Raw genomic sequence first — 23647 nt, 5'->3', positions numbered from 1 at the left:
GACGCTCAGACCTCCGGATCGGCCATGCGAGCCATGATCTCGAGCACCCGGTCGCGGTCGGGGTGGCGCAGCTCGTCGACGACCCGGCCGTCGGCCAGGAAGACGACCCGGTCGGTGTAGGCGGCCGCCACCGGGTCGTGGGTGACCATCACGACGGTCTGGCCGTGGTCGGCGGCGCTGCTGCGCAGCAGCTCGAGCACCTCGGCCCCGGACTTGGAGTCGAGGTTGCCGGTGGGCTCGTCGGCGAACACGATGCGCGGGCGGCTGACCAGCGCACGGGCCACGGCGACGCGCTGCTGCTGCCCGCCGGAGAGCTCGTTGGGCTTGTGGCCCAGCCGGTCGGCGAGGCCGACGGTGGCGATGACCTCGTCGTACCAGGCCGGGTCGGGCTTGCGGCCGGCGATCGACATCGGCAGCAGGATGTTCTCCTTGGCCGTCAGCGTCGGCACCAGGTTGAAGGACTGGAAGACGAAGCCGATCTCGTCGCGCCGCAGGCGGGTGAGCTCCTTGTCGGAGAGGTGCTCCAGGCTGCGGTCGCCGATCACGACGGTGCCGCTGGTGGCGGTGTCGAGCGCGGCGCACAGGTGCATGAGCGTCGACTTGCCCGAGCCGCTGGGGCCCATGACCGCGGTGAACTCCCCCGACAGGATGTCCAGGGTCACGTCGTCCAGCGCCCGGACCAGCGCGAGCCCCTCGCCGTAGGTCTTCGTGAGGTGCTGGACGCGGGCGGCAGGCGTGCGGGTGACGCCTGTGTCGGCGAGCGGGGCGTCGGTCATGGGGCTAGCCTCTCGTGCCGCGCAACCCCCCGCCACCGGGAATGCCGACACCTTGACGTTCTCCCCCGACGGTGCGGGCACCGCGATCCGCTCCCGGGCCGGCTTCGACTTCGGCCGCCTGGGCGACCCGGTCGTCCCGCTGTTCATCCGGCGCCCCGTGGACCGCCTGGCCGACGACACCGTGGACCAGCTGGTGCGCACGCTGTCCTGACCCGCGGCCGGGCGAAGAAGACACGGCGCGAGATCGAACGCGTGTTCGAACGATCGCGTATCCTGGGGTCATGGACTTCCAGACCTCGCTCTTCGCGGCGCCGCCGCACGGGCTCCGGTCCTTCGACGGGATCGAGCGACGCACCCTCGGTCAGGGCGCCTGGGTGGACCTGCTCCGCTCCTGGGTGCCCGAGGCCGACGACATCTTCACCACGATGGTCGACGCCGTGCCGTGGCGTGCCGAGCGCCGCCAGATGTACGACCGCGTCGTCGACGTGCCGCGGCTCGTCTACACCTACATGATCGGCGAGCAGCTCCCCCATCCCGTGCTGGAGGAGGCCCGCGACGCGCTGAGCGAGCACTACCTGCCCGAGCTCGGCGAGCCGTTCCGCACGGCCGGCTGCTGCTACTACCGCGACGGGCGCGACAGCGTCGCGTGGCACGGCGACACGATCGGGCGCGGCAGCAAGCAGGACACGATGGTGGCCATCGTCTCCGTCGGCGACCCCCGCAAGCTCCACCTGCGCCCGCGCGGCGGCGGTGAGTCGATCGCGATCGAGATGGGCCACGGCGACCTGCTGGTCATGGGCGGCAGCTGCCAGCGCACCTGGGAGCACGCCGTCCCCAAGGTGGCCCACGCCGGCCCGCGGATGTCGGTGCAGTTCCGGCCTCTCAATGTCTTCTAGCGCGGCTGAGCTTGCGAAGCCGCGACACTAGAAGAGGTTGAGCAAGCGTCGCGACCGAGGAACGGGGTCGCGACGGCGCGCCGAAACCCAGTCGGTGATGTGGAAACACCGGCCCGCGGGGAACACAGGACCGCCCGCGGCGGTTACATCAAGTCATGCCGACCACTGATCCCACCGCCTCCATCGGGCTGACCGGACTGGCGGTGATGGGGCGCAACCTGGCCCGCAACATCGCCCGCCACGGCCACACGATCGCGGTGCACAACCGGACCTACGCCCGCACAACCTCGCTGCTCGAGGAGTTCGGCGACGAGCCGCTCGAGAGCGGTGGCGCCTTCGTCGGCGCCGAGTCGCTCGAGGACTTCGTGGCCGCGATCCAGCAGCCGCGCGCGGTCATCATCATGGTGAAGGCGGGCGAGCCGACCGACGCGGTCATCGACGAGCTGGTGCCGCTGCTCGACGAGGGCGACATCGTCGTCGACGCCGGCAACGCCCACTTCACCGACACGCTGCGCCGCCAGCAGGCGCTGGAGGAGCACGGCCTGCACTTCGTCGGCATGGGCGTCTCCGGCGGCGAGGTGGGTGCCCTCGAGGGCCCCTCGATCATGGTCGGCGGCTCCGACCACGCCTACGACGTGCTGGGGCCGATCATGGAGAAGATCGCCGCACAGGTCGACGGCACGCCGTGCTGCGCCCACGTGGGACCCGACGCCGCCGGCCACTTCGTCAAGATGGTCCACAACGGCATCGAGTACGCCGACATGCAGCTGATCGCGGAGTCCTACGACCTGCTGCGCAGCGTCGCCGGGCTCGAGCCGGCCGAGATCGCCGACGTCTTCGAGGACTGGAACCACGGCGACCTCGAGTCCTTCCTGATCGAGATGACCGCCGACGTGCTGCGCCACGTGGACGCCGCGACCGGGTCGCCGTTCGTCGACGTGGTGCGCGACGCCGCGGAGCAGAAGGGCACCGGCCGCTGGACCGTGCAGAGCGCGCTCGACCTGGGCGTGCCCATCACGGGCATCGCCGAGGCGACGTTCGCGCGCAGCCTGTCGGGACACACCGCCCAGCGCGAGGCCGCCCGCAAGGTGTTCTCCACCTCGCCGGAGGACGAGCGCGTCGACGTCGACCGCGACACCTTCGTCGACCAGGTCCGCGCCGCGCTCTACGCCTCCAAGGTCGTCGCCTACGCCCAGGGCTTCGACCAGATCGCGGCCGGCGCCGAGGAGCACGGCTGGGACGTCGACCTCGGGCAGACGGCGACGATCTGGCGCGGCGGCTGCATCATCCGCGCGCAGTTCCTCGACCGGATCAAGGAGGCCTACGCCGACGAGCCGGACCTGACGACCCTGCTCACGACTCCCTACTTCGCCGAGGCCGTCAAGGACGGCGTCGACGCCTGGCGCGAGGTCGTCGCGGTCGCGGCCCGCGGCGGGGTCCCCACCCCGGCGTTCGCGTCGTCGCTGGCCTACTTCGACGGCCTGCGCCGCGAGCGGCTGCCCGCGTCCCTGATCCAGGCGCTGCGCGACAACTTCGGCGCCCACACCTACCAGCGCACCGACAAGCAAGGCACCTTCCACACGACCTGGGCGGGCGACCGCTCCGAGACGGAGATCTGAATGAGCACCACCACCACCGCAGCAGCGTCCGGCACGTTCTCGATCGGCGGCGACCTCCCGGTCGTCCGCCTCGGCTACGGCACCATGCAGCTCACCGGCGACGGCGTGTGGGGACCGCCGAAGGACCACGACGAGGCGGTGCGCGTGCTGCGCCGCTCGGTGGAGCTGGGCGTGACGTTCTTCGACACCGCCGACTCCTACGGCCCGGTCGTGGCCGAGCAGCTGCTCAAGGAGGCGCTGCACCCCTACGCCGACGACGTGGTCATCGCGACGAAGGCCGGTCTCACCCGCCAGGGCCCGGGCGTCTGGACCCCCGTCGGCGTGCCGGCGTACCTGCGCCAGCAGGCCGAGCTGTCGCTGCGCAACCTCGGCGTCGAGGCGATCGACCTCTTCCAGCTGCACCGCATCGACCCCGCCGTCCCCCTGGAGGACCAGGTCGGTGAGCTGAAGAAGCTGCAGGACGAGGGCAAGATCCGCCACATCGGCCTTTCCGAGGTCAGCGTCGAGGAGACCAAGGCCGCCCAGCAGGTCGCCACGATCGCCACCGTCCAGAACCTCTACAACCTGGTCAAGCGCGACGCCGAGCCGCTGCTGGACTACGCCGAGGAGCAGGGCATCGGCTTCATCCCGTGGTTCCCGCTGGCCACCGGCGAGCTCTCGCAGGAGGACGGCCCGCTGGCCGCGGCCTCGCAGGAGCACGGCGCCACCCCGTCGCAGCTGGCGCTCGCCTGGCTGCTGCGCCGCTCGCCGGTCATGCTGCCGATCCCGGGCACCTCGAGCGTCGGCCACCTGGAGTCCAACGTCGCCGCCGCCGACATCGAGCTGACCGACGAGGAGTTCGACAAGCTCACGCAGGTCGCCTGACCGCACCTACCCCACAGACCGAGGCCCGGTCAGTCCTCAGGACTGACCGGGCCTCGGCATCTCTTTCCTAGAACTCGATGCTGGGGGCGGCCTGCTGGCCCTCGGGCGCGTCGTAGAACTCGCGCTTGTGGACACCCGCCATGCCGGTGAGGAACATCCACGGGATGGTGAGCACCAGCTTGTTGAGCGTGGCGACCGCGTCGTTGTAGTACTGCCGGGCGAAGGAGATCTGGTTCTCGGTCTCGGCGAGCTGCTTCTGCAGCTCGAGGAAGTTCGTGTTGGCCTTGAGGTCGGGGTAGCCCTCGGCGACGGCGTTGACCCGGACCAGCGACTGCTGCAGGGCGGCGTCGGCCGCGGCCTTCGCGGGCACGTCGTTGCCGGCGGCGGCCGTCTGCACGGCGGCGCGTGCCCGCGTGACCTCCTCGAAGACGCCCTTCTCGTGGGCGGCGTAGCCCTTGACCGTCTCGACCAGGTTGGGGATCAGGTCGGCGCGGCGGGTGAGCTGCACGTCGATGCCGCCCAGCGCCTCCTCGGCGCCCACGTCGGTCGTGCGCAGCTTGTTGAAGCCGACGACCACGAAGCCCACGACGAGGACCACCAGGACCACCAGGACGATGATGAAGATCAACACGGACGTGCCCTCTTTCGCTTGGATGGCGCTGCTGCGCCGCTGCGAGTGTTCACCATGAGCCGCCGCCTCCGCCACCGCCGCCCCCACCACCCGAGAAGCCGCCTCCCCCGCCACCGCTCGAGGACGAGGTCTGTGTGGCCTGGTAGGAAGAGATCGCGCTGCCGACCGTGGAGTCGAAGTCGTCGACCATGGAGCTGACGGTCGAGCCGGCGTACGCCCCGGCGTAGCTCGCGCCGAAGTAGCTGGGCGCGGGCGGCTCGACGCCCATCTCGGTGCGGTACTTCGCCGCCCACTGGTCCGCGACGCCGAGCGCCACGGCCCAGGGGATGTAGGCGGTGTAGAGCTCCTGGCGGCCAGAGAAGTCGAACCGGTCGACGCTGGAGTCGGTCGAGAGCACCCGGTGGAACCCACCCACCCGCGACCACAGGTCGCGCCCCGAGGCGGTGCGCTTGGTGCTCGACCCGGGTCGCAGCAGCGGGCTGGCGAAGATGGCGAAGGCGCCGGGCACGAGCGAGAGCGCGGTCATCGAGAACGGGTTGAAGATGACGTTCGCGATCGCCAGCAGGAAGGCCCCAAGCACCAGCAGCCCGCCGACGCCCCCGAACCCGGTCGACACGAGGTGCCCCTCGTCCGAGGCCCAGCGCTCGGTGGCCTTCTCGAACGACTCGATCTCGGTCTGCAGCCGCTTGCCGGCCTCGACGTCGTCGGGGCTGGCCGTGAACGACGACCCCGGCCCCCCGAGCAGGTGCGCCACCTTCGTCGTGACCGGGTCGAGCTCGGCCCACGCGGCCGCCCCGCCCTTGTCGGTGATGGTCCAGGCGTCGTCGGTCTTGTCCAGGTCGACGGCGCCCTTCTCCGCGGCGTACATGAGCGTGGCGACGTAGGCCTCGCGGTCGATGGTCTCGTGAAGGATGTAGGTCGCCTGCGCAGGGCCGATGCCCTCGGGCGGCGCGTACATCAGGGGGAACTGCGGCACGGCCTCGTAGGAGCGCCGGGCGGCCAGACCGCCGAGCAGCGCCGCGCCGACCGCCAGGAGCGCCACGACTCCGAGCGCCGTCGGGCTCCGGCCGAGGACGCGGTCCCAGCGTGAGGTCCACGGAAGGGTCAGCCCCGCCTCGGGCGGGTCCATGTCGAGCCCCGCGCGCAGCGTGACGGGCGTGTTGCTGGCCAGGTCGCTCGCCGTGATCGTGAGGGTGTCCGTCCCCGCTCCCTCCACGCTGTCGCAGTCCTGAGGCGCGTCGCCGAGGCCGACACCGCACTGGACCTCCCCAGCGGGAGCCGGAAGGTTGACGGTCAGGCGCGCCCGGTCGATGGTCTGCCGCCACCCCGACGGCACCAGGTCCCAGTAGAAGTCGGTCCTGCCCAGGTCGCCGTCCACGAGCACGCCGTCGACGTGGTAGCTGATCTCGTAGACGTGCTGCCCCGTGGCGACCGTGCTGTCCGGGTCCCCGATCTTGGCGACCAGGATCTGTCCGCCCTGCTCCGTGGACTCGTCGACGGGGACGTCGCCGCCGTCCATCGTGACCGAGATGTTCTCGACGTCCAGACGGGTGTGCGGATCGTTGGTGTCGGTCAGGTCCCAGAAGCGGAAGATCCCGTGCCGGTCCCCCACCGGGAAGTCCACCGTGATGGTCTCCACCGCGTTGAGGTCGCCGTCGTCGGCGACGTCGAATGTCGCGTCGTACTGCGTGATGCTGGTGGGCTCGCTCTCGGTCTCCTCGTCGCCGTCCGGCCCGCCGTTGAAGAGCGCCGGTAGGCACGCGATCCCTACAAGCACGAGCACGCTGATGAGGATGGTGACCAAGCGCCGCATGCTGCGGAGCCTAGGGCCCCGGCGCCGGGCGCGAGGTCACTGCTCTCAAACCCGCCGCTGGGTCATGCTGATGACCATGGAACAGGTTCGTTCGTGGCACGACCTCGTCACAGCCCTCGATGACTGGACGGCGGCCACCGCGGTCGCCGACGGCACGATCGAGGTGGCGCTGCCCGGCGACGGCGGCCCCGGCCGTCGGGTGCTGGTGATGCTGACCCCCGACGAGTGGGACGACATGACCGGCGTGATGTGGGGCAGCTTCGAGGATGCCGTGGACGACGTGAGGCAGACCTTGGGGCAGATGGGCCCTAGCGATGGCTACGCCGTCTACGGCACGTACCGGCTCGTGCCCTCCGCCTCACCGAGGCTGGGTGGCGATGGGGGGCGGGCGCGGCCGTCCGGCCCCGGTGAGTGGGTCGGCCGTGACTCCGAGGGACGAGTGACGAGCAGGTTCGCGGACTGGCCGGACGAGCCGGTCGGGAGCTGACGAGGAGTGTCGAGCACGCGCTCCTCACTCTCGCTTGTGGAAGGAGACCTTGCCGCCGGGGTGGTGGGTCATGACGTAGCCGGGGTGGTGGGCCAGGGGGTGGTGGCCGGTGCAGAGCAGCCCGCCGCGCTCGACGGAGGTGTCGCCGCCCTGGGCCCAGGGGTCGAGGTGGTGAGCGTGGCACCACGCCGAGGGCCGGTCGCAGCCCAGAGCGATGCAGCCGCCGTCCCTGACGGCCATCGCGATCCTCTGGGCCTTGGTGTGGAACCGCATCTTGCGGCCGACGTCGAGGACCTGGGACTTCCCACCCAGGACGACGGGGATGACCCCGGCCTCGCAGGCCATCCGCCTCGCGAGGCCGGGGCTGATCGGGGTGCCGGTGTCGAGGTGCGCCGCCTTGAGGCCGCCCATGAGGGTCTCCAGGGTCATGGTGACCACGACGGTGGCGTCCATGCCGCCGGCCTGGGGGAGCTTCTTGGTGGGGAAGCGGTTGAGGTACTCGATGAACGCCAACCCCATCCCGTGCGGGGTGGATCCTTCGCCGCCGGCTTTGGGTGCGGCCAGGGCGTTGAGTGGTTTGCGGAGCTTGTCTGCCTGATGGGTCGGGATCGAGAACCGGCCGTGGGTGGTGCCGTGGCCGTCGTCGTGCATCGTGAACCGCGTCTTCGCCTCGGCCTTGCGCTCCTGCGCCTCGAGCTGACGGGCTGTCTCTGCTTCGCCGACCTCGGGGGCCACGACCTCCAGGACGTGCACGCCCAGCACCCGTAGCCGCTTGGCGTCGAAGTGCGCCGCCTCGGCGAGGAGGTGGTCCCGGGCCTGGTCTTTCACCGTCGTGCCGACGTCGTCGTGCAGTGCGTCCGCTGCTTCCACGATCACCTTCGCCTGGTCGGCCAGGATGTCGCCGCGACCCAGCGCTTCCTCGACCGGCGCGTGGGCTTCGAGGGCCTTGCCGAGCTTGGTGAGCGCGGCGGCGTCGCGCTGCGTCATGTGCGTCTCGTGGGCCAACCAGGCCGCCGAGGACGTCGCGCCTTGGGCGGATCCGACCTCGGTCCGGTCGGCGTGGGCGGCGGTCTTGAGGGTGAGGGCTGCCAGGCGGGCGTTGAGGCGGGTCTCCTCGACCAGCGCGAGGGCTGCTTCCTGCGGGGTCATCGACCACATGGGCTGGTCGGCGACCGCGTCGAGCTCGGCCTGCGCGCGCAGCACGGCGGCGAGCACGGGGTGGCTCGGCGGGTGGGTGGCGGGGCTGCTCATGGGTCTACTCAAGCAGCGACCACCGACAGTGGTAGGCCGGAAAGGCCGGTTATCCACAGGGTGTGGAGGGTTAGTGGCTTCTTTCTCCGATTTTACTTTCGGCCCTGGGGTGGCGTCGGCGTCGTGGGTTGAGGAGGTTGCGCAGCAACCGTCTCGAAACCGCAGCGACCCGAGCGCCTGCCTCGACTCACCGAGTCTCGACGGACGCTCGTCGCTGGCGCTCCTCGCTGCTCGACCACCGACACGTGGTTTCGAGGCTCGCTGCGCTCGCACCTCAACCACCGGGGTCGGCCTCGTGGGTTGAGGAGGTTGCGCAGCAACCGTCTCGAAACCCCCGCACCCGAACGCCTGCCTCGACTCACCGGGTCTCGACGGACGCTCGTCGCTGGCGCTCCTCGCTGCTCGACCACGGACACGTGAGAAAGTGGCGGCATGTCCGAGCCTGCCGTCGAGCCACCAGCAGAGCCGGCGCGGCGCGGACGGCCGGGCTACGACCAGGAGACGGTGCTGCGGCGGGCGATCGAGCTGTTCAACCGGCAGGGCTACGACGGCACCAGCATGGGTGATCTCGCCAAGGAGCTGGGGTTCTCCAAGTCCGCGATCTACCACCACGTGCCGAGCAAGTCGCACCTGCTGGAGCAGGCTCTGCACGAGGCGCTGGACGAGCTGACGACGTTGGTCGAGACGGCCGTGGACGAGTCGACCGGCACGGCCTACGAGCGGCTGCGCGAGGTCGTGCGCGAGAGCGTGCGGGTGCTCGTCGCCCACCAGGACGCCGTCACGCTGCTGCTGCGCGTGCGAGGCAACGGCGAGGTCGAGCAGGCGGCGCTGGCCCGCCGGCGCTGGATCGACGCCCGCCTCGCCGAGCTGGTCGCCGCGGCGGTCGACGAGGGCGCACTGCGCGCCGACGTCGCCCCCGACCTGGTGAGCCGATTGCTCTTCGGCATGGTCAACTCGCTCGTCGAGTGGTACCGCCCGGGCGGCGTCGTCGACGCCGACGTCCTGGCGCGGGCGATCACGACGATCGCCTTCGACGGGTTGGTCGCGCACCGCCCCTGACAGCGATGCTCGACCCGCCTCAGGGGGCAAGCAGCTCCCCCAGCGCGGCCAGCTCCTGCTCGACCCCGCGCATCTCCTCCGCCACCGCCTCGGGGTCGGCTTCGGCGGGGAACACGATCGTGAAGGTCACGTGGCTGCCGGGACCGTCGCGCAGGACCCGCAGGAACGCCCCGCGGTCGGGCTGCCCCACCGAGACGAAGTCGACGACGCCCAGCGCGTCGGAGCGACGCACCCGGATGTCGCGGCCCGGTCCCGGGCCGGTCGCGACCGTCCACACGCCTCCCCCGCGCTCCTCGACCCGCGCGGCGAAGGCCGGTGCCCACTCCGGGAGCCGGCGTGGGTCGGCGACGAGGTCGATGACCGTGTGCGGTGGAGCCGCGATCGCCGCGGAGCGGGTGGCCGAGATGAGGGGCGTGCCGGTCATGACGATCCCTTCGTCCGCGCGCACCGGGCGGCGTGTCGCGTGAGCTGGCCGAGCGCGGCGTCTGCGAGCCTCGCCAGCCCGACCTGCGCGCGGTCGAAGTCCTCCAGGACCCGAGCACCGGCCGGTACGTCGTGGCGCATGTGCGGGTGCCCGAGCCAGCGACGGAGCATCGGCCGGTCGACCTCCACGTGGAACTGCAGACCCCACGCCGTACCCCGGCGGAACGCCTGGTTGTCGCACGCGTCGCTCGAGGCGAGTAGCTGCGCGCCCGGCGGTAGCGACACCTGGTCGCGGTGCCAGTGCACGACGTCGACCGACTCGCCCTCCGGGCCGAGCGCTGACCCGGTCGCCAGGCTCACCGGCCCGACCCCCACCTCCGGCGCGCGCCCGGTGAGCAGCCGGCCGCCGAGCGCCAGCCCGAGGAGCTGGTGCCCGAGGCAGATCCCGAGGACCGGCAGGTCCACCGCCACGGCCGCGCGCAGCAGGTCGACCTCCGCGGCCAACGACGGGTACCGCTCGACGTCGGTCGCCCGCATGGGCCCGCCCAGGACGACCAGGCCGGCGAGGCTCTCGGGTTCGGGAGCGGCCTCGCCGTCGACCATCCACAGGGTTCTGGTCGCGAGCCCGGCTGCCGTGAGCACGCCGGCGAGCAGCCCCGGACCCTCCCACTCGACGTGCTGGACGATCCCGACCGGTAGCGGTGCTGCGCCGCTCACCCGCGTCGCAGGTCGCGCAGCCGCGCCAGCTTGCCCTCGCTCCGGGGCAACGTGCCGGGCTCCTGGCGACGGACGCCGACGGTGGCCCCCACCTGGTCCTTGATCCGCCTCCCGAGCAGCTCCACCGCGTGCTCCGCAGCCCCGGGGTCCACCCCCGGGCGAGTCTCCACGCACACCGTCAGCGCGTCGAGGCGTCCGCGTCTCGACAGCTCCAGGACGAAGTGCGGCGTCAGCTCCCCGATCCCGAGGACGATCTCCTCGATCTGGGTCGGAAAGAGGTTCACTCCTCGCAGGATGATCATGTCGTCGTTGCGGCCGGTCACCTTCTCCATGCGACGCATGCCGGGGCGGGCGGTCCCGGGCAGGAGCCGCGTCAGGTCACGCGTGCGGTAGCGGATCACCGGGAACGCCTCCTTCGTCAAGCTCGTGAACACCAGCTCACCCACCTCACCGTCGGGCAGCACCTCGCCGGAGTCGGCGTCGACGACCTCGGGAAGGAAGTGGTCCTCCCACAGGTGCGGGCCGTCCTTGGTCTCCAGGCACTCCGACCCGACCCCGGGACCCATGACCTCGCTCAGCCCGTAGATGTCGATCGCCTCGAGATCCAGCCGGTCCTCGAGCTCGCGGCGCATCTCGTTGGTCCACGGCTCCGCCCCGAGGACGGCCAGGCGCAGGCTGGTCGATCGCGGGTCGACGCCCAGCTCCTCCAGCGCGTCGGCGATCGTCAGGAGGTAGGTCGGCGTGCAGAGCACGACGTCCGGCCGGAAGTCCCGGATCAGCTGGGCCTGCCGCGCTGTCTGGCCCCCGGAGATCGGCACCACGGTGGCGCCGAGGGCCTCGACGCCCGCGTGCGCGCCCAACCCACCCGTGAAGAGCCCGTAGCCGTAGGCGTTGTGCACGAGCATCCCGGGCCGCACCCCGGCAGCCCGCAGCGACCGCGCCATGAGCCCGGCCCACGTGCGCAGGTCGGCCGACGTGTAGCCCACGACCGTGGGCCGTCCCGTCGTGCCCGACGATGCGTGGATGCGTGCCACCTGCTCCCGAGGGACCGCGAACATCCCGAAGGGGTACGTCGAACGCAGGTCCTCCTTGGTGGTGAACGGCAGCAGCCGCACGTCCTCCAGGGTCCGGATGTCGCCGGGAGCGAGCCCCAGCGCGCTCAGCTTCGCGCGGTAGGGCTCGACGTGGGCGTAGACGTGCGCGACCGTCGCCTGCAGACGCTCGAGCTGCAGCGCCTCCACCTGGTCCCGGCTCATGCGCTCCGCGGGATCGAGGTCGGCCACCGGCGATGCCCGCTCGAGGGGGGTCAGGGTCACTGGTTGTCCGCCAACCAGGCGTCCGCCGTGGCCAGCGCCTCCTCGCGGTCCCAGTCGTTGATCTCCTCGATCAGGTCGCTGGTCAGGAACTGCTGGAGGTCCGCCTGGGCGCTCATCGCCCCGACCTGGACGAGAAGGTCCTGGGCGTTCTGCCAGCGCTCCTCCTTGATCTCCCCGAACGTCGTGCCGTCGAAGGGCGCGAGCGTGGAGGCCAGACCCTCGAGGAGGAACGTCGCCAGCTCGGGCTCGCGCCACTGCTCGGCCGCGACCTCCCGGGTCACGAGCTCGGCGACCTTCGGCCGCTCGAGGGCGACGTAGGTGCCCTTCGCCAGCGCCCGCAGGAACTTCACGACGTCCTGTCCCTCCAGCGCTTCGGCAGTGGTCACGTAGCCGCCGACCGGGAGCCCCTCCAGGCCCTCCGGGATGATGTTCTCGGTCTCCAGTCCGGCGTCCCCGAACGCCGCGAAGTCCTGCAGGGTGCCGGTGTAGGCGGCGATCCTCCCCGACTCCAGGGACTGCGCCACCGACGGGCCGCCTGGGCCGACGACGGTGGTCTTCACGTCGTCCAGGCTCATGCCCACCTGCTCGAGCGCCGACGCCAGCAGCGCCAGGTCCTGGTCGGGCGAGGCGAGCCCGATGTTCTCGCCCTCGAGCTCCTTGAGGTCCTCGATCCCGCTCTCCTCCGGGACGACGATGCCGTAGATGAAGTCGCTGCCGCCGGTGCGCTCGTCGTACGGCAGCCTCAGGTCGTCGGACTTGGCGGCCGCGGCGAGCGCGTCGCTGGAGGCGATGAGTGCGGCGTCCACCTTGCCGTTCTCGACCAGGGCGGCGGCGGGCACCGCGTCGGAGATGGCCACGAGCTCCACCTCGAGGTCCTCCTCGGCGTAGAAGCCCAGCTCGCGGGCGATGACCTCGTTGTAGGTGAAGAGCGAGTTGGGCGCGGGGCTCGCCACCGTGATGGTGCCGGAGTCACCGCCCCCGCTGGGGCCAGACCCGCTTTCGTCACCTCCGCAGGCGGCCAGCACGGTCATGCTCAGGGTGAGTCCGGCCGCGACGAGGATGCCTCGGTTCGCTCGTGATGTGCTCATGCGCCTACCTCCAGGTGGGGGTGCTTCTCGTGGGTGTCCCGAGACGTCGCGCCCGTGGGGGCGTCGACGGGTGCGTCGAGGTCGCCGAGACGTCGCTGGTAGCGACGACTGCGGACCCTGCTGCGGAAGTTCAGGCCACTGTCGCGCCGCCAGAAGACGACGAGGTGGTCCACGACCGCGACCGCCCCGTAGAGCAACAGGCCGATCGCGGTGAGGATGAGGATCACGGCGAACGCGTCGTCGAGGTTGAGCTGGTAGCTGAAGCGCTGGACCAGCAGACCCAGCCCCTGCTGGGCCGAGACGAACTCGGCGACGATGGCGCCGGCCAGGGCGAGCGTCAGCCCGATCCGGAGCCCGGCGAAGATCAGCGGCGCTGCGGTGGGCAGCAGGACGTAGGTGAAGGTCTTGGCCCGGCCGGCGCCGAGCGAGCGGAACAGCTCCTCGGTCTGGGGGTCGGGCATCAGGAGTCCGGTCAGCGTGTTCACGAAGATCGGGAAGAACGCGATCAGCGCCGCGACCACGATCTTGGAGGAGTAGCCGAAGCCGAACGTTGAGATGATGATCGGCGCCAGGGCCAGCATCGGCATGACCTGCAGGACCACGGCGTACGGCTGGATCATGCTGCGCAGGAGCGGTGACCAGCCCGCGGCGAGCGCGAGGCTGACCGCGATGAGGGAGGCGAGCCCGAACCCGGCCAGTGTCTCGTAGAGCGTGGCCCACAGGTGATCCCAGATGAGGCCGGTGGAGAACAGCTCGTAGAGCGAGGTGGCCACGTCGCCGGGGCGGGGCAGCACGAGCGAGCTGACCCACTCGTTGCGGGTGGCCACCTCCCACAGGGTCACGACGACCACTAGGAACACGGCGGGCGGCAGGACGCGCGACCAACGCCGGGCGCGGGCCGCTCGTCGTACGGTGGGCATGGCCGCCTGGTCCGTCATGAGCCCACCACCGACCCGTCTGTGGCGGCCAGGCCCTCGCGCACCTGAGCCGCGATCTCCTGGAACTGGGGAAGCCGGATCATCTCCGGCGTACGCGGCCGCGGGAGCGGTACGGCGATGTCGGCGCGCGTCCGGCCGGGCCTCGGGGTCATCACGACCACGCGGTCGGAGAGCAGCACGGCCTCGGTGATGCTGTGCGTGACCAGCACCGTGGTCGACGCGTCGGCGTCGTGGATCCTGAGGAGCTCGAGGTTCAGGTGCTCCCGGGTGAGCTCGTCGACGGCGCCGAACGGCTCGTCGAGCAGGCGGACGGTCGCGCCGGTCATGAGCAGCCGGGCGAGTGCGACGCGCTGCTGCATCCCCCCGGACAGCTGCCGGGGGAACTTGAACTCCGACCCACCCAGCCCGAAGAGCCGCAGGAGGCGCATCGCCTCGGTGATGTCGGCCTCGGCCACACGTCGATGGATGCCCACGGGCAGGAGCACGTTCTCCAGCGCCGACTTCCAGTCCAGGAGGGCGGGCTTCTGGAACATGAGGCCCACGCCCGGGTGCGGCCCGGCGACCGGCGTGCCGCCGACCTCCACCATCCCGGCGTTCGGCGGGGTGAGCCCCGCGGCGATGCGCAGCAGCGTGGACTTGCCACACCCGCTGACGCCCACGATGGACACGAACTCACCCGGCGCGACCTGCAGGTCGGCGTGGGTGATGGCTTCGAAGCCGTTGTCGAAGGTCTTGCTGGCGCCGGTGATCGAGACCGACGCATCGCTCGTCGCGTCGGAGGCTGCGGGGGCACGGGATCTGCTGCGGGACAGGGTGGCCATGCCGCTCACGCTAGGAGCGGTGTGACCGATACACCAGTGCATTCTCGCTACGCAATGACTTACCTGGACGCATGCATGTCGAATGTGTCTGGGTAACTCGAGGGGTGCCGAGGTTGCAGTTGAGTCCGTCCAGGACCGCCCTTAGCGTGAGGCGACCGCCAGCCCGGCGGACCCCGCACCGAGGAGACCCCATGGCCCGCGCCCCGAAGTCCACGAGCACCGTGACCTACGAGGAGCGAGGCGCCGTCGCCCTCGTGCAGCTCGACCGGCCCGGGCGGGCCAACGCGATCGACCCGCCCACCTTCGCGGCCCTGGCGGCGGCGTACCACCGCGCGGAGCACGACGGCGACACCCGGGCGGTCGTGCTCGCCGGCACCGGCGCCGACTTCAGCGTCGGCCTGGACCCCCAGGCGTTCCTGCCCGAGCTGGTCGCGCGTCGCTACAGCACGGACGGGCCGGGTCTGGTCAACCCGTTCGGCACCACCACGCGCCTGTCCAAGCCGCTGGTGGTCGCGGTGCAGGGGCGGGTCGGCGCCATGGCCCACGAGCTCCTCCTGGCTGCCGACATCCGGGTCGCCGCCGAGGACAGCGTCTTCGGTCAGGGCGAGGTCAGCCGGGGTACGACGCCGGCCGGCTGCGCAACCGTCCGGATGCCGCTGGAGGTCGGGTGGGGCAACGCGATGCGGTGGCTCCTCACCGGCGAGGACTGGGACGCGGCCGAGGCGCTCCGCCTGGGCCTCGTCCAGGAGGTCGTGCCCGTGGGCAGCCAGCTCGACCGGGCGCTGGCGCTCGCCACGACCATCGCGGCCCACCCGCCCCTGGCCGTCCGCGAGACCCTGCGCCTGGGCCGGCGCGCCGTCGAGGGCCCTGCCCACGACGTCTTCGCCGCCCTGCTCCCGGCGCTCTACGACCTCATGGGAACGGCGGACTTCGCCGAGCGCCTCACCGCGATGCGCGAGGAGCGGGAGCCGGTCTACGTCGGACGCTAGGTGGTGCGCCTCGGAGTTGCGCCGCCACGATCGCCCAGGTCAACGTCGCCCGCTGAGCCGGCGCGCCAGAGCGGGGACCACCACGACCGCGGCCACGAGGTGCAGGCCGGCGAGCGTGGCGGCGGTGGCGGCGGCGGCGTCGACGAGGAACGGCGGGACGAGCGAGACCGCCGTCAGGGCCACCGTCGTCCGCACGAACCACGCCGCGGGACGGGCGCTCCAGCGACGGAGCGCGAGCGCGAGGACGAGGCCCACCGCCGAGAAGAAGCCGGTCATGAACGCGATCCCGGACAGCGGCACCTCCTCGCCCTCGTCGGGGATCTCGAGCTCGACGCCCGCGGCCCGGGCGGTCGCCGCGACGAGCGTGGTGAGCGCCATGGCCGCGAGCGCGGCCACGAGCCCGGGGCCGACCAGCGCCCGGCCGGTCTCACCGGTCGGGGACGACGCCGCGCCGGCGACGGCGCCGGTCCGGATGCCGCCGCTCATGCCGCACCACCGTCGACAGGCGCCGTGGCAGCCGCAGGCAGCCGTTCCGGGAGCCCGACCCGCGGGAACCGGTCGGGACCGAAGATCGTGATCTCGCCGACCCCGCCGTCGGTGATGTCGCCCAGCACGTCGAGCGCCAGCGGCAGGTAGGCGTCCTCGTGGTGCTGCCACTGGTAGACGGCGACCGCGGGCTGGCGGTTCACCGACGTCAGCAGCGCGCGCAGGCCCTCGAAGTCCGCGAAGCCTCCCGCAACCCAGTCGGCCAGCACCGCGTCGCGCCCGACGTGGAGGCCGGGCACGGGCGGCATCGTGCAGCGCACGTCGTCGCGCAGCATGGTGGCGATGGCGTCGAGGTCCGTGGCCACACTGGCGTCGGCGAACCGTCGCACCAGCTCGCGCGTCGCCGGGTCCTCTGCGGCGCCGCCCCACTCCCGTCGTTCGGCCGGCAGGTGCTCGCGCATGCCGGCCCGAGCCCGCTGCAGCGCGCTGTTGACCGAGTTGACCGAGTCACCCAGCAGATCGGCCACGTCCTTGGCCGGCCAGCCCACCACGTCCCGCAGGATCAGCACGGCCCGCGGGCGCGGCGCCAGGTGCTGGACCGCGACGAGGTACGCCAGCTCGATCGTCTCCCGAGACACCGCTGCCGCCTCCGGCTCGTCCTCGTCACCCGCGTGCAGCTCGTCGAGCAGGGCGTCGGGGTAGGGCTGCAGCCACCGCACCTCACCTCCCTGAGCGGGCTCGGGCCGACGTCGGGCGAGCAGGTCCAGGCAGGTGTTGGTGGCGATCCGGTAGAGCCAGGCCCGGAAGGTCGACCGCCCCTCGTACGTCTCGCGTCGCCGCCAGGCACGCAGGAACGTCTCCTGCACCGCGTCCTCGGCGTCCTCGAAGGACCCGAGCATCCGGTAGCAGTGCACGTGCAGCTCGCGTCGGTGCCGCTGCGCGAGGCCCGAGAACTCCGACTCGTCCACCTCGCCCCGACCGTTCACGCCGAGCTCCTCCAGTCGCGTGTCCGCGCTCATCTCATCATCCTTCCGTCGTGTCTCGTCGGAGGTAAGACGGCGGCGAGCGGCGGAACTCATCACCACCGGACCGGGTGTGCGCGTGGTCAGGGGGCGAGAGCGCTCTCCAACACCGCACCCAGAGCGAGCAGCGCGGCGTCCTCGCCGAAGGCGCCCTCGAGCGTGAGGCCGACCGGAAGCGCCCCGTGCGGCCTCCGGAGCGGGAGGGACAGCATCGGGACGCCGGCGACGGTGCCGGGCGCGGTGTGGCGGGTGACCGTCGCGAAGGTGGGCACCTCGCGGCCGTGGAGCTCGATGACCTCGTCGGCGCCGACGGGCGGGGCCAGGACCGGGACCGAGGGCGCCACGAGCGCGCGGGCCCTCGACCGCTCGAAGGCCTCCGCATACGTACGACGCAGCCTCAGCCGCGCGCGCCGGGCGTCCTCGTAGGCCTCGGCGGGGACGGGCTGGTCGGCCATGTGCTGGGCGAGGCCGCGGACGTCGGGCGAGGTCAGCTCGGGCACCAGGTCGCCGAAGGTCGCGAACCTGCTGCCCCCGGGCACGGTCGTCGCCCGCGCGAGCAGCAGCCGGGCCGCTTCGTAGAGCACCATCCCTAGCCCGGGACCGCCGCCGATGGCCTGGTCGTCCGCGATCTCGACGTCGACCAGCTCCACCCCTTGCGAGGCGAGTGCCTTGAGGGCGGCGGCGGTCGCCTCGGCGACGGCCGGCTCCACGTCCTCCAGCCGGGAGCGCAGCACCCCGAGGCGCACTCCCGCGAGCCGAGGCTCGGCGGCGGACGGCTGACGACTGATGACCCGGTCGACGAGGCGGACGTCCGCGACCGAGCCCGCGTGGAGGCCGACGGTGTCTCGCGTCCACGACAGGTTGACCAGGCCGTCCCCCGGGTAGCGGCCGGTGGTGGGTCGGAAGCCCACCACGCCGCAGAACGCGGCCGGGATGACGACGGAGCCGCCCGTGTCGGTGCCGAGGCTGAACGGCACGATGCCGAGGGCCACCGCCGCCGCGCTCCCCCCGCTCGAGCCGCCCGCCACGCGGGTCGGGTCGACCGGGTTGCGCACGGCACCGAAGGCGGCGTTGTTGGAGGTGATCCCGAAGGCGAGCTCGTGCATGTTGGTCTTGCCCACGACGACGGCGCCGGCCTCCCGCAGCGCCGCCACCACACTCGCGTCCACGTCGGGCACGCTGTCGCGCAGCAGGGCGCTCCCGGCCGTCGTGCGCGTGCCGGCCACGTCGATGTTGTCCTTGACCGCGAACGGGACGCCGGCGAGCTCGCCCGCGGACCCGCCGAGCGTCTCGAGGCGGTCCTGGTCGAGGACGTCGATGAACACGCCGTGGGAGCCCACGCTGGCGAGCGCCGCGTCGCGGGCCGCCACGAGCCGGGCCGTCGTCGCCGCGCCGCCCTGCGCCGACCAGCCCCCCAGGGTGGTCGGTGCCGCGGGCTCCCGGCCGGTCATGAGATGACGGTCAGGGCGAAGGGCTTCATGCCACGAGCCTGCATGATGTGCGGCACGAGCAGGATCATCGACTCCGGACCGCGTGCGGACACCACACCTCCCAGGTCGAGGATCTGGGACTCGGGCCACCCGAGGTCTCCGAGGAGGCCCTGCACCTCGGCCTTGGCCGCGGCGTCGTCGCCCGACACGAAGACGGTGGGGGCCGCGGACAGGCTGTCGGGCGCGGCCATGACCGTGAAGAGCATGGTGTTGAGGGTCTTGACCACCCGCACCCCGGGAAGTGCGGCCTGCAGCTCCTCGGCGAGGCTGCCCGCTGGGTAGAGCAGACCGCCGGGCTGGCCCTCCTCGCCCCGCACGGTGGCGTTCGCGACGTCGACCAGGACCTTGCCGTCGAGCTCGGCCGCGAGGGCGGAGAGTCGCTCGACGGAGGTGTCACCCGGCGTCGCGTTGACGACCACGGAGGCCGCGGCCACGGCGGTCGCCACGTCCACGACGCTGACGCCGGTGCCCTCGAAGGAGGCGGCGGAGGCCCCGGGATCCCGACTGCCGACGTGGACGTCGTGGCCGGCGGCTGCGAGCCCGCCTGCAAGCGAGTGCGAGACGCGGCCGGAGCCGAGGATGGCGATGCTGGTCATGGGGTTCTCCTCATATGGGTGAGTTCGCGCTGGTCTGGGCTGACCTGCGCGACGGTCGAGAGGACCTCGACCGCGGCCTGGTGCAGTCGTGGGGTGGTGGCCAGGAAGTCGGGGCTGTCGAGGCTCCAGGGGAGCCCGCGGGTGTCGCTGACGACGCCGCCTGACTCGGCCACGACGAGGGCGCCGGCCAGGAGGCCGGAGCGGACCTGGCTGAACTGCCAGAAGACGTCCATCCGGCCCGCCGCCACCTGGACCAGCTGCAGGGTCGCCGGCACCGAGACCCGCAGGACCATGGCGTGGTGGAGCATCAAGGTCGTCGACGTCCCGATGCGGTCGAACACCTCGGCCGACTCTCCCGGCGCCGCCTGACCGGTGCCGACCAGGGCCGAGACCAGCTCGCGCTTCGCCGACGGGACCAACGGGGCGCCGTTGACGTCAGCCCCGCCGCCCAGCACCGCCGAGTAGGTCTCATCGGTGAGGGGCAGGTGGATCGCGGTGACCACCGGCACGTTGTCGCGCACCAGGGTGGCGGTCACCCCCCAGTCGGGCAGGCCGTGCGCGTGGTTGATGTTGCCCTCCACCGGGTCGGCGACCCACCACTCGCCCGGCGGCAGCACCCCGCCCTCGAGCTCGTCGTCGACCCAGCCCGCGTGCGGGCGCAGGGCGGACAGCCGCGGACGGAGCACGGCCAGCGAGGCGTCGTCGTTGGCGTAGATCGCAGCGACCACGTCGTCGCGGGTCTCGAAGTCGGGACGTCCGAGCTGGAGCGGGACCATGGTCCGTCCGGCCTCCTGGACCGCGGCCACGAGCGCCGGCAGGAGCGCGCGGTCCTGCTCCAGGTGGGGGTTGGGCTGGTGCAGCCCCCCGCTGGACCAGGACGGGGCGGGGGTCGAGGATTCGTGCGACACGCTAGGCACCTCCGGTGCGGGGGTTGAGCGGGGTGAGCACCCCGAGGCGGGACTCGATGACCTCGCCAGCGGAGAGGACGGCGTCCTCCTCGAACGGGCGGCCGATGACCTGGACGCCGAGCGGAGCACCCGCGCCCGAGACCGCCGGCAGCCCCAGCGCGGGTACGCCGAGCAGCGCGACCGACATCGAGGGCCACTGGTGGCCCATGAGCTCGGCGGAGCGCGAGACGCTCTCCGCGTCCGCGCCCATGACGAACGGCGGTTCCCCCGACACCGGTGTGAGGATCAGCGGGTAGCGGTCCATGAAGACCGAGAGCTCGCGCTGGAGCATCCCGCGGCGCGACCAGCCGGCGATGAACTGCGGCAGGTCGACCGAGCCGAACTCCTGGTCGTAGACGTCGTACATGAGGTCGAAGAAGACGCGGTAGCCCGGCTCGGCGACGCGGGCCACCTCGGCCTTGAGGGCGACGGCGAACTCGGTGAGCGCCAGCTGCCACCACAGTCGCGACGCCTCACCGAGGAGGGGCAGGGACACCTCCTCGACGTCGTACCCGGCGTCGGAGAGCCAGCCCGCGGCGACCTGGGTCGCGGCCGCCGCGTCCTCGCCGGTGGCGCCGGTGAGGACGCTCCCGGGGCCGGGGTCGGTGACCACGGCGACGCGCGGGCGTCCCGTGGAACGCGGGATGCGGCTGACGCCGGCCACGGCGCGCGGGTCGCGGGGGTCGTAGCGCTCCATCGCGGCCAGTCCGAGGCGGAGGTCCGCGATGCTGCGCGCGATCGGGCCCTGGGCGACGAAGGCCTGGACCGACATCGGGGGGTCGAAGGACGGGGAGCCGGCCCAGGACGGGATGCGCCCGGCGCCGGGGCGCAGCCCGACGACGCCGCAGCAGGCGGCGGGATAGCGGATGGACCCGCCGATGTCGTTGCCCTGGGCCAGGAAGCCCATCCCGGTGGCGACCGCGGCGGCGGCACCGCCGCTGGACCCGCCCGGGGTCACCGCGGGGTCGAACGGGTTGAGCGTGGCGCCGTAGAAGTCGCTCTCGGTGGTCCACCGGGTGGCGAAGGGAGGACAGTTGGTGCGCCCGACCAGCACCGCCCCCGCCGCCAGCAGGCTCGCCGCCTGTGGGTCGGTCTCCGACGCGACGTGGTCGGCGTAGGCCGCCACGCCGTCCGTGGTCGGGAGTCCCTCGACGTTGGTGTTCATCTTGGTCGTCACCGGGACGCCGTGGAGAGCTCCGAGGGGCTCACCTCGCCGGCGCCGGTCGTCCGCCAGCCGGGCCTGGTCCAGCGCCGTCTCGGTGTGGACCTCGACCAGGGCGTTGACCGTCGGGTTGACGTCCTCGACGCGGTCGAGCACGGCCCGGGTGACCTCCTCGGACGACAGGGCGCCGGTCCGCAGGGCGAGCGCGACCTCGGTCGCGCCCAGCTGCCAGATCTCCATGGGACTCCTCGTCTCGGTCGGGTGGTGACACGAACGTAGGTGGCCCGACGATGACTTGCCAGTGCATCCTTGGTACGCCTAGGTTTACCGCCGTGCACTTGGATCTGAACCTGCTCACCGCCCTGGACGCCCTGCTCGAGGAGGGCAGCGTCGCCGGCGCGGCGGACCGCCTGCACCTCTCGGCGCCCGCCATGAGCCGCACCCTCGGACGGATCCGTCGCGCCACCGGCGACCAGATCCTGGTCCGGACCGGGCGCACGATGACCCCCACTCCGCACGCACTCGCGGTGCAGAGTGAGGTGCACGACCTGGTGCAGCGCGCCCGCGCCGCGCTGGCGCCCGAGCGCGAGCTCGACCTCGCGACCCTTGACCGCGTCTTCACCCTGCGCGGACACGACGCCGTCACCGTCGCCATCGGCCCGCGCCTGCTCGACGCCGTGCAGCACCAGGCGCCGGACGTGTCCGTGCGGCTGCTCGCCGAGCCGAGCGGCGACACCAACGACCTGCGTCACGGCCAGGTGGACCTCGAGATCGGCTCGACGGAGCCGGAGCTGCCGGAGATCCGCACCGAGCTCCTGGGCCACGACGAGCTCGTCGTCGCGATGCGGCCCGAGAACCCGCTCCTGCGGGGCCGGATGACGGTGGCCCGCTTCGCCGGCGCCGACCACGTCATCGTCTCGCGGCGAGGACGGCTGAGCGACCCCGTCGACGTCACGCTCGACGGGCTCGAGTCCCCGCGCCGGGTGGTGGCCTCGGCGCCCACCAGCACCGCAGCGCTGTACTTCGTCCGGCACAGCGACCTGGTCGTCGCCGTGCCCCAGCACATGTGCCACGACACGATCGAGTCCTTGGGCCTGCGCACGAAGTCGATCCCGCTCGACATCCCGCCCGTGCCGCTGTACCTGGCCTGGCACCAGCGCTACGACAACGACAAGGCCCACGCCTGGATGCGCGGGGTCGTCCGGGAGGCGTTCGCGGGGCTCTACCGCCGCCCCTGACCCGGGGCCGACCGGCCTTTCAGGCGAAGATCTGCGAGATGCGCGCGTGGGCGTCCTCGTCGAGCCGGACCCTGCCCGCCTCGTGCACGGCGTCCCACTGCGACGCCCGGCTGGGCGCGACGATCGGTGCCGTCACGCCGGGGTGGTCGCGCAGCCAGGCGAGCGCGAGGCCCGAGACGCTCGTCTCGAGCTCCCGGGCGACGTCGCGCAGCCGCCCGACGCGCTCGAGATTCTCGGGCGTGTAGAAGCCGGTGTAGTACATCTCGCCCGCCACTGCGATCCGACTGCCCTCCTCGGGCGGCGCGCCGTCGAGGTAGCGGTCCGACAGGACGCCTCCGGCCAGCGGCGAGAACGGCGTGTAGCCGATCCCCTCGGCGGCCACGAGGGGCAGGACCTCCGCCTCGTCGGTGCGGTCGAGCAGGTTCAACCGGTTCTCCACGATCACCGGTCGGGGCAGGCCCAGCCGGTCGGCCACCTCCAGGACGGCGGCGATGCGGTCGGCCTTGACGTTGCTGAGGCCATAGCCCTGGATCCGCCCGGCCTCCTGGGCCTCGGCGAACGCGGTCACCGTCTCCTCCAGCGGCGTCACCGGGTCCGGCGCGTGGGAGAGGAACAGGTCGACGCGTCCCAGCCGTTGAAGGCTCTGGTCGAGCTGGCGCGCGATGTGCCCGGCGCAGTTGTCGAACCCGCGGGTGCCGTCGGGGCGGCTGACCAGGCCGACCTTCGTCGACACCAGCATCTCGTCACGGGGCCGGCTCTGCAGCCACTCGCCGACCGTCGTCTCGCTCTGCCCACCGGCGTAGGCGTCGGCGGTGTCGATGAGCCGGACGCCGGCGTCCCAGGCCTCGTCGAGGCGCGCCATGCCCTCCTCCGGGGAGATCCCGCGGCCGCGTGTCGCCGCTGACGTACCGACACCTCCGATCGAGCCGGCCCCGAAGACGAACTCGCTGACGGTGATCGACGACTGGCCGAGAGGTACGCGCTGCATGGGGTCTCCTGTGGTCGGGGCGGACGTGCA

The 23647-nt window shown here is 72.2% G+C and carries 25 protein-coding genes; 8 read left to right on the top strand and 17 right to left on the bottom strand.

What is annotated here, in order from left to right; genetic code table 11:
- Positions 1–5 precede the first annotated feature (5 nt).
- Positions 6–776, bottom strand: a complete 771-nt coding sequence (locus E4622_RS00330) for an ABC transporter ATP-binding protein (protein ID WP_134738108.1) — start codon at positions 774–776, stop codon at positions 6–8.
- Between the two features lie 52 nt (positions 777–828).
- On the opposite strand from E4622_RS00330, the gene E4622_RS22580 reads away from it, so the two are divergent.
- From E4622_RS22580 to E4622_RS00315, 4 genes are all read left to right on the top strand, one after another.
- Entirely contained in the window at positions 829–987 is a 159-nt protein-coding gene (locus E4622_RS22580; RefSeq protein WP_167735932.1) for a hypothetical protein, read from the top strand.
- 70 nt (positions 988–1057) lie between these two features.
- Complete coding sequence (locus E4622_RS00325; RefSeq protein WP_134738107.1) at positions 1058–1672, top strand: alpha-ketoglutarate-dependent dioxygenase AlkB; 615 nt, start codon at positions 1058–1060, stop codon at positions 1670–1672.
- Positions 1673–1827: 155 nt separating this feature from the next.
- Complete coding sequence (gndA, locus tag E4622_RS00320; protein ID WP_134738106.1) at positions 1828–3291, top strand: NADP-dependent phosphogluconate dehydrogenase; 1464 nt, start codon at positions 1828–1830, stop codon at positions 3289–3291.
- Entirely contained in the window at positions 3292–4155 is an 864-nt protein-coding gene (locus tag E4622_RS00315) for an aldo/keto reductase (protein WP_134738105.1), read from the top strand. It begins immediately after the preceding gene.
- Between the two features lie 67 nt (positions 4156–4222).
- Here E4622_RS00315 and E4622_RS00310 read toward each other — a convergent pair whose 3' ends face one another.
- On the bottom strand, positions 4223–4786 hold the full coding sequence (locus E4622_RS00310; RefSeq protein WP_134738104.1) for a LemA family protein: 564 nt from the start codon (positions 4784–4786) through the stop codon (positions 4223–4225).
- 49 nt (positions 4787–4835) lie between these two features.
- The gene (locus tag E4622_RS00305; RefSeq protein ID WP_134738103.1) at positions 4836–6599 is read right to left on the bottom strand and encodes a DUF2207 domain-containing protein; all 1764 of its coding nucleotides are present in this window, start codon (positions 6597–6599) and stop codon (positions 4836–4838) included.
- Between the two features lie 76 nt (positions 6600–6675).
- Between E4622_RS00305 and E4622_RS00300 the strand changes: the two genes are divergently transcribed.
- Entirely contained in the window at positions 6676–7086 is a 411-nt protein-coding gene (locus E4622_RS00300; RefSeq protein ID WP_134738102.1) for a hypothetical protein, read from the top strand.
- A gap of 24 nt (positions 7087–7110) precedes the next feature.
- Here E4622_RS00300 and E4622_RS00295 read toward each other — a convergent pair whose 3' ends face one another.
- Complete coding sequence (locus tag E4622_RS00295; RefSeq protein ID WP_134738101.1) at positions 7111–8337, bottom strand: HNH endonuclease signature motif containing protein; 1227 nt, start codon at positions 8335–8337, stop codon at positions 7111–7113.
- Between the two features lie 432 nt (positions 8338–8769).
- Here E4622_RS00295 and E4622_RS00290 point away from each other — a divergent pair, with 432 nt between their 5' ends.
- Positions 8770–9396 (top strand): TetR/AcrR family transcriptional regulator, encoded by a 627-nt coding sequence (locus E4622_RS00290; RefSeq protein WP_134738100.1) that lies wholly within the window; start codon positions 8770–8772, stop codon positions 9394–9396.
- Between the two features lie 19 nt (positions 9397–9415).
- Here E4622_RS00290 and E4622_RS00285 read toward each other — a convergent pair whose 3' ends face one another.
- Genes E4622_RS00285 through E4622_RS00260 form a run of 6 tightly spaced genes read right to left on the bottom strand, consistent with a single transcriptional unit; the run spans position 9416 to position 14699 of the window.
- A complete protein-coding gene (locus E4622_RS00285) occupies positions 9416–9820 on the bottom strand; it encodes an SRPBCC family protein (RefSeq protein ID WP_134738099.1) in 405 nt (134 codons plus the stop codon).
- Positions 9817–10536 carry a gamma-glutamyl-gamma-aminobutyrate hydrolase family protein gene (locus E4622_RS00280; protein WP_134738098.1) on the bottom strand — a complete coding sequence of 240 codons (720 nt, stop codon included), beginning with the start codon at positions 10534–10536 and terminating at the stop codon, positions 9817–9819. Before E4622_RS00280 ends, E4622_RS00285 begins: the two co-directional genes overlap by 4 nt.
- Positions 10533–11852 carry an AMP-binding protein gene (locus E4622_RS00275; RefSeq protein WP_245155819.1) on the bottom strand — a complete coding sequence of 440 codons (1320 nt, stop codon included), beginning with the start codon at positions 11850–11852 and terminating at the stop codon, positions 10533–10535. Before E4622_RS00275 ends, E4622_RS00280 begins: the two co-directional genes overlap by 4 nt.
- Complete coding sequence (locus tag E4622_RS00270; protein ID WP_134738097.1) at positions 11849–12940, bottom strand: ABC transporter substrate-binding protein; 1092 nt, start codon at positions 12938–12940, stop codon at positions 11849–11851. The genes E4622_RS00275 and E4622_RS00270 overlap by 4 nt, the downstream gene beginning before the upstream one ends.
- Positions 12937–13860, bottom strand: a complete 924-nt coding sequence (locus E4622_RS00265; RefSeq protein WP_167735931.1) for an ABC transporter permease — start codon at positions 13858–13860, stop codon at positions 12937–12939. Before E4622_RS00265 ends, E4622_RS00270 begins: the two co-directional genes overlap by 4 nt.
- 14 nt (positions 13861–13874) lie before the next feature.
- On the bottom strand, positions 13875–14699 hold the full coding sequence (locus tag E4622_RS00260; RefSeq protein WP_134738095.1) for an ABC transporter ATP-binding protein: 825 nt from the start codon (positions 14697–14699) through the stop codon (positions 13875–13877).
- Positions 14700–14890: 191 nt separating this feature from the next.
- Here E4622_RS00260 and E4622_RS00255 point away from each other — a divergent pair, with 191 nt between their 5' ends.
- Positions 14891–15688: an enoyl-CoA hydratase-related protein gene (locus E4622_RS00255; RefSeq protein WP_167735930.1), complete on the top strand. Its 798-nt coding sequence runs from the start codon at positions 14891–14893 to the stop codon at positions 15686–15688.
- Positions 15689–15727: 39 nt separating this feature from the next.
- On the opposite strand, the gene E4622_RS00250 is transcribed toward E4622_RS00255, so the two are convergent.
- From E4622_RS00250 to E4622_RS00225, 6 genes are all read right to left on the bottom strand, one after another.
- The gene (locus tag E4622_RS00250) at positions 15728–16174 is read right to left on the bottom strand and encodes a DUF6069 family protein (RefSeq protein ID WP_209021733.1); all 447 of its coding nucleotides are present in this window, start codon (positions 16172–16174) and stop codon (positions 15728–15730) included.
- Complete coding sequence (locus E4622_RS00245; RefSeq protein ID WP_134738093.1) at positions 16171–17193, bottom strand: RNA polymerase subunit sigma-70; 1023 nt, start codon at positions 17191–17193, stop codon at positions 16171–16173. Before E4622_RS00245 ends, E4622_RS00250 begins: the two co-directional genes overlap by 4 nt.
- An 86-nt stretch (positions 17194–17279) precedes the next feature.
- Complete coding sequence (locus tag E4622_RS00240; protein WP_134738092.1) at positions 17280–18647, bottom strand: amidase family protein; 1368 nt, start codon at positions 18645–18647, stop codon at positions 17280–17282.
- On the bottom strand, positions 18644–19282 hold the full coding sequence (locus E4622_RS00235) for an NAD(P)-binding domain-containing protein (protein WP_134738091.1): 639 nt from the start codon (positions 19280–19282) through the stop codon (positions 18644–18646). The genes E4622_RS00240 and E4622_RS00235 overlap by 4 nt, the downstream gene beginning before the upstream one ends.
- Positions 19279–20190: an inositol monophosphatase family protein gene (locus E4622_RS00230; RefSeq protein WP_209021732.1), complete on the bottom strand. Its 912-nt coding sequence runs from the start codon at positions 20188–20190 to the stop codon at positions 19279–19281. Before E4622_RS00230 ends, E4622_RS00235 begins: the two co-directional genes overlap by 4 nt.
- Position 20191: 1 nt before the next feature.
- Positions 20192–21631: an amidase gene (locus E4622_RS00225; RefSeq protein WP_134738090.1), complete on the bottom strand. Its 1440-nt coding sequence runs from the start codon at positions 21629–21631 to the stop codon at positions 20192–20194.
- Positions 21632–21723: 92 nt separating this feature from the next.
- On the opposite strand from E4622_RS00225, the gene E4622_RS00220 reads away from it, so the two are divergent.
- Positions 21724–22629: a LysR family transcriptional regulator gene (locus tag E4622_RS00220; protein ID WP_134738089.1), complete on the top strand. Its 906-nt coding sequence runs from the start codon at positions 21724–21726 to the stop codon at positions 22627–22629.
- A gap of 19 nt (positions 22630–22648) precedes the next feature.
- Here E4622_RS00220 and E4622_RS00215 read toward each other — a convergent pair whose 3' ends face one another.
- Positions 22649–23617, bottom strand: coding sequence for an aldo/keto reductase (locus tag E4622_RS00215; RefSeq protein WP_134738088.1), 969 nt, complete (start codon positions 23615–23617; stop codon positions 22649–22651).
- Positions 23618–23647 lie beyond the last annotated feature (30 nt).

Source organism: Nocardioides sp. 503 (assembly GCF_004522095.1).
Lineage (GTDB): Bacteria > Actinomycetota > Actinomycetes > Propionibacteriales > Nocardioidaceae > Nocardioides.
The sequence above is the reverse complement of the archived record's forward strand: the minus strand, read 5'-3'. Positions and strand labels throughout refer to the sequence as shown.

What these genes read in the sequence shown, in the direction of transcription:
- E4622_RS00255 (WP_167735930.1), top strand. Translation starts at nt 14,891, where the DNA reads ATGGCCCGCGCCCCGAAGTCCACGAGCACCGTGACCTACGAGGAGCGA.
- E4622_RS00215 (WP_134738088.1), bottom strand. Translation starts at nt 23,617, where the DNA reads ATGCAGCGCGTACCTCTCGGCCAGTCGTCGATCACCGTCAGCGAGTTC.
- E4622_RS00250 (WP_209021733.1), bottom strand. Translation starts at nt 16,174, where the DNA reads ATGAGCGGCGGCATCCGGACCGGCGCCGTCGCCGGCGCGGCGTCGTCC.
- E4622_RS00240 (WP_134738092.1), bottom strand. Translation starts at nt 18,647, where the DNA reads ATGACCGGCCGGGAGCCCGCGGCACCGACCACCCTGGGGGGCTGGTCG.
- E4622_RS00315 (WP_134738105.1), top strand. Translation starts at nt 3,292, where the DNA reads ATGAGCACCACCACCACCGCAGCAGCGTCCGGCACGTTCTCGATCGGC.
- E4622_RS00225 (WP_134738090.1), bottom strand. Translation starts at nt 21,631, where the DNA reads ATGGAGATCTGGCAGCTGGGCGCGACCGAGGTCGCGCTCGCCCTGCGG.
- E4622_RS00325 (WP_134738107.1), top strand. Translation starts at nt 1,058, where the DNA reads ATGGACTTCCAGACCTCGCTCTTCGCGGCGCCGCCGCACGGGCTCCGG.
- E4622_RS00290 (WP_134738100.1), top strand. Translation starts at nt 8,770, where the DNA reads ATGTCCGAGCCTGCCGTCGAGCCACCAGCAGAGCCGGCGCGGCGCGGA.
- E4622_RS00245 (WP_134738093.1), bottom strand. Translation starts at nt 17,193, where the DNA reads ATGAGCGCGGACACGCGACTGGAGGAGCTCGGCGTGAACGGTCGGGGC.
- E4622_RS00260 (WP_134738095.1), bottom strand. Translation starts at nt 14,699, where the DNA reads ATGGCCACCCTGTCCCGCAGCAGATCCCGTGCCCCCGCAGCCTCCGAC.
- E4622_RS00300 (WP_134738102.1), top strand. Translation starts at nt 6,676, where the DNA reads ATGGAACAGGTTCGTTCGTGGCACGACCTCGTCACAGCCCTCGATGAC.
- gndA (WP_134738106.1), top strand. Translation starts at nt 1,828, where the DNA reads ATGCCGACCACTGATCCCACCGCCTCCATCGGGCTGACCGGACTGGCG.
- E4622_RS00270 (WP_134738097.1), bottom strand. Translation starts at nt 12,940, where the DNA reads ATGAGCACATCACGAGCGAACCGAGGCATCCTCGTCGCGGCCGGACTC.
- E4622_RS00295 (WP_134738101.1), bottom strand. Translation starts at nt 8,337, where the DNA reads ATGAGCAGCCCCGCCACCCACCCGCCGAGCCACCCCGTGCTCGCCGCC.
- E4622_RS00265 (WP_167735931.1), bottom strand. Translation starts at nt 13,860, where the DNA reads ATGCCCACCGTACGACGAGCGGCCCGCGCCCGGCGTTGGTCGCGCGTC.
- E4622_RS00305 (WP_134738103.1), bottom strand. Translation starts at nt 6,599, where the DNA reads ATGCGGCGCTTGGTCACCATCCTCATCAGCGTGCTCGTGCTTGTAGGG.
- E4622_RS00285 (WP_134738099.1), bottom strand. Translation starts at nt 9,820, where the DNA reads ATGACCGGCACGCCCCTCATCTCGGCCACCCGCTCCGCGGCGATCGCG.
- E4622_RS00330 (WP_134738108.1), bottom strand. Translation starts at nt 776, where the DNA reads ATGACCGACGCCCCGCTCGCCGACACAGGCGTCACCCGCACGCCTGCC.
- E4622_RS00235 (WP_134738091.1), bottom strand. Translation starts at nt 19,282, where the DNA reads ATGACCAGCATCGCCATCCTCGGCTCCGGCCGCGTCTCGCACTCGCTT.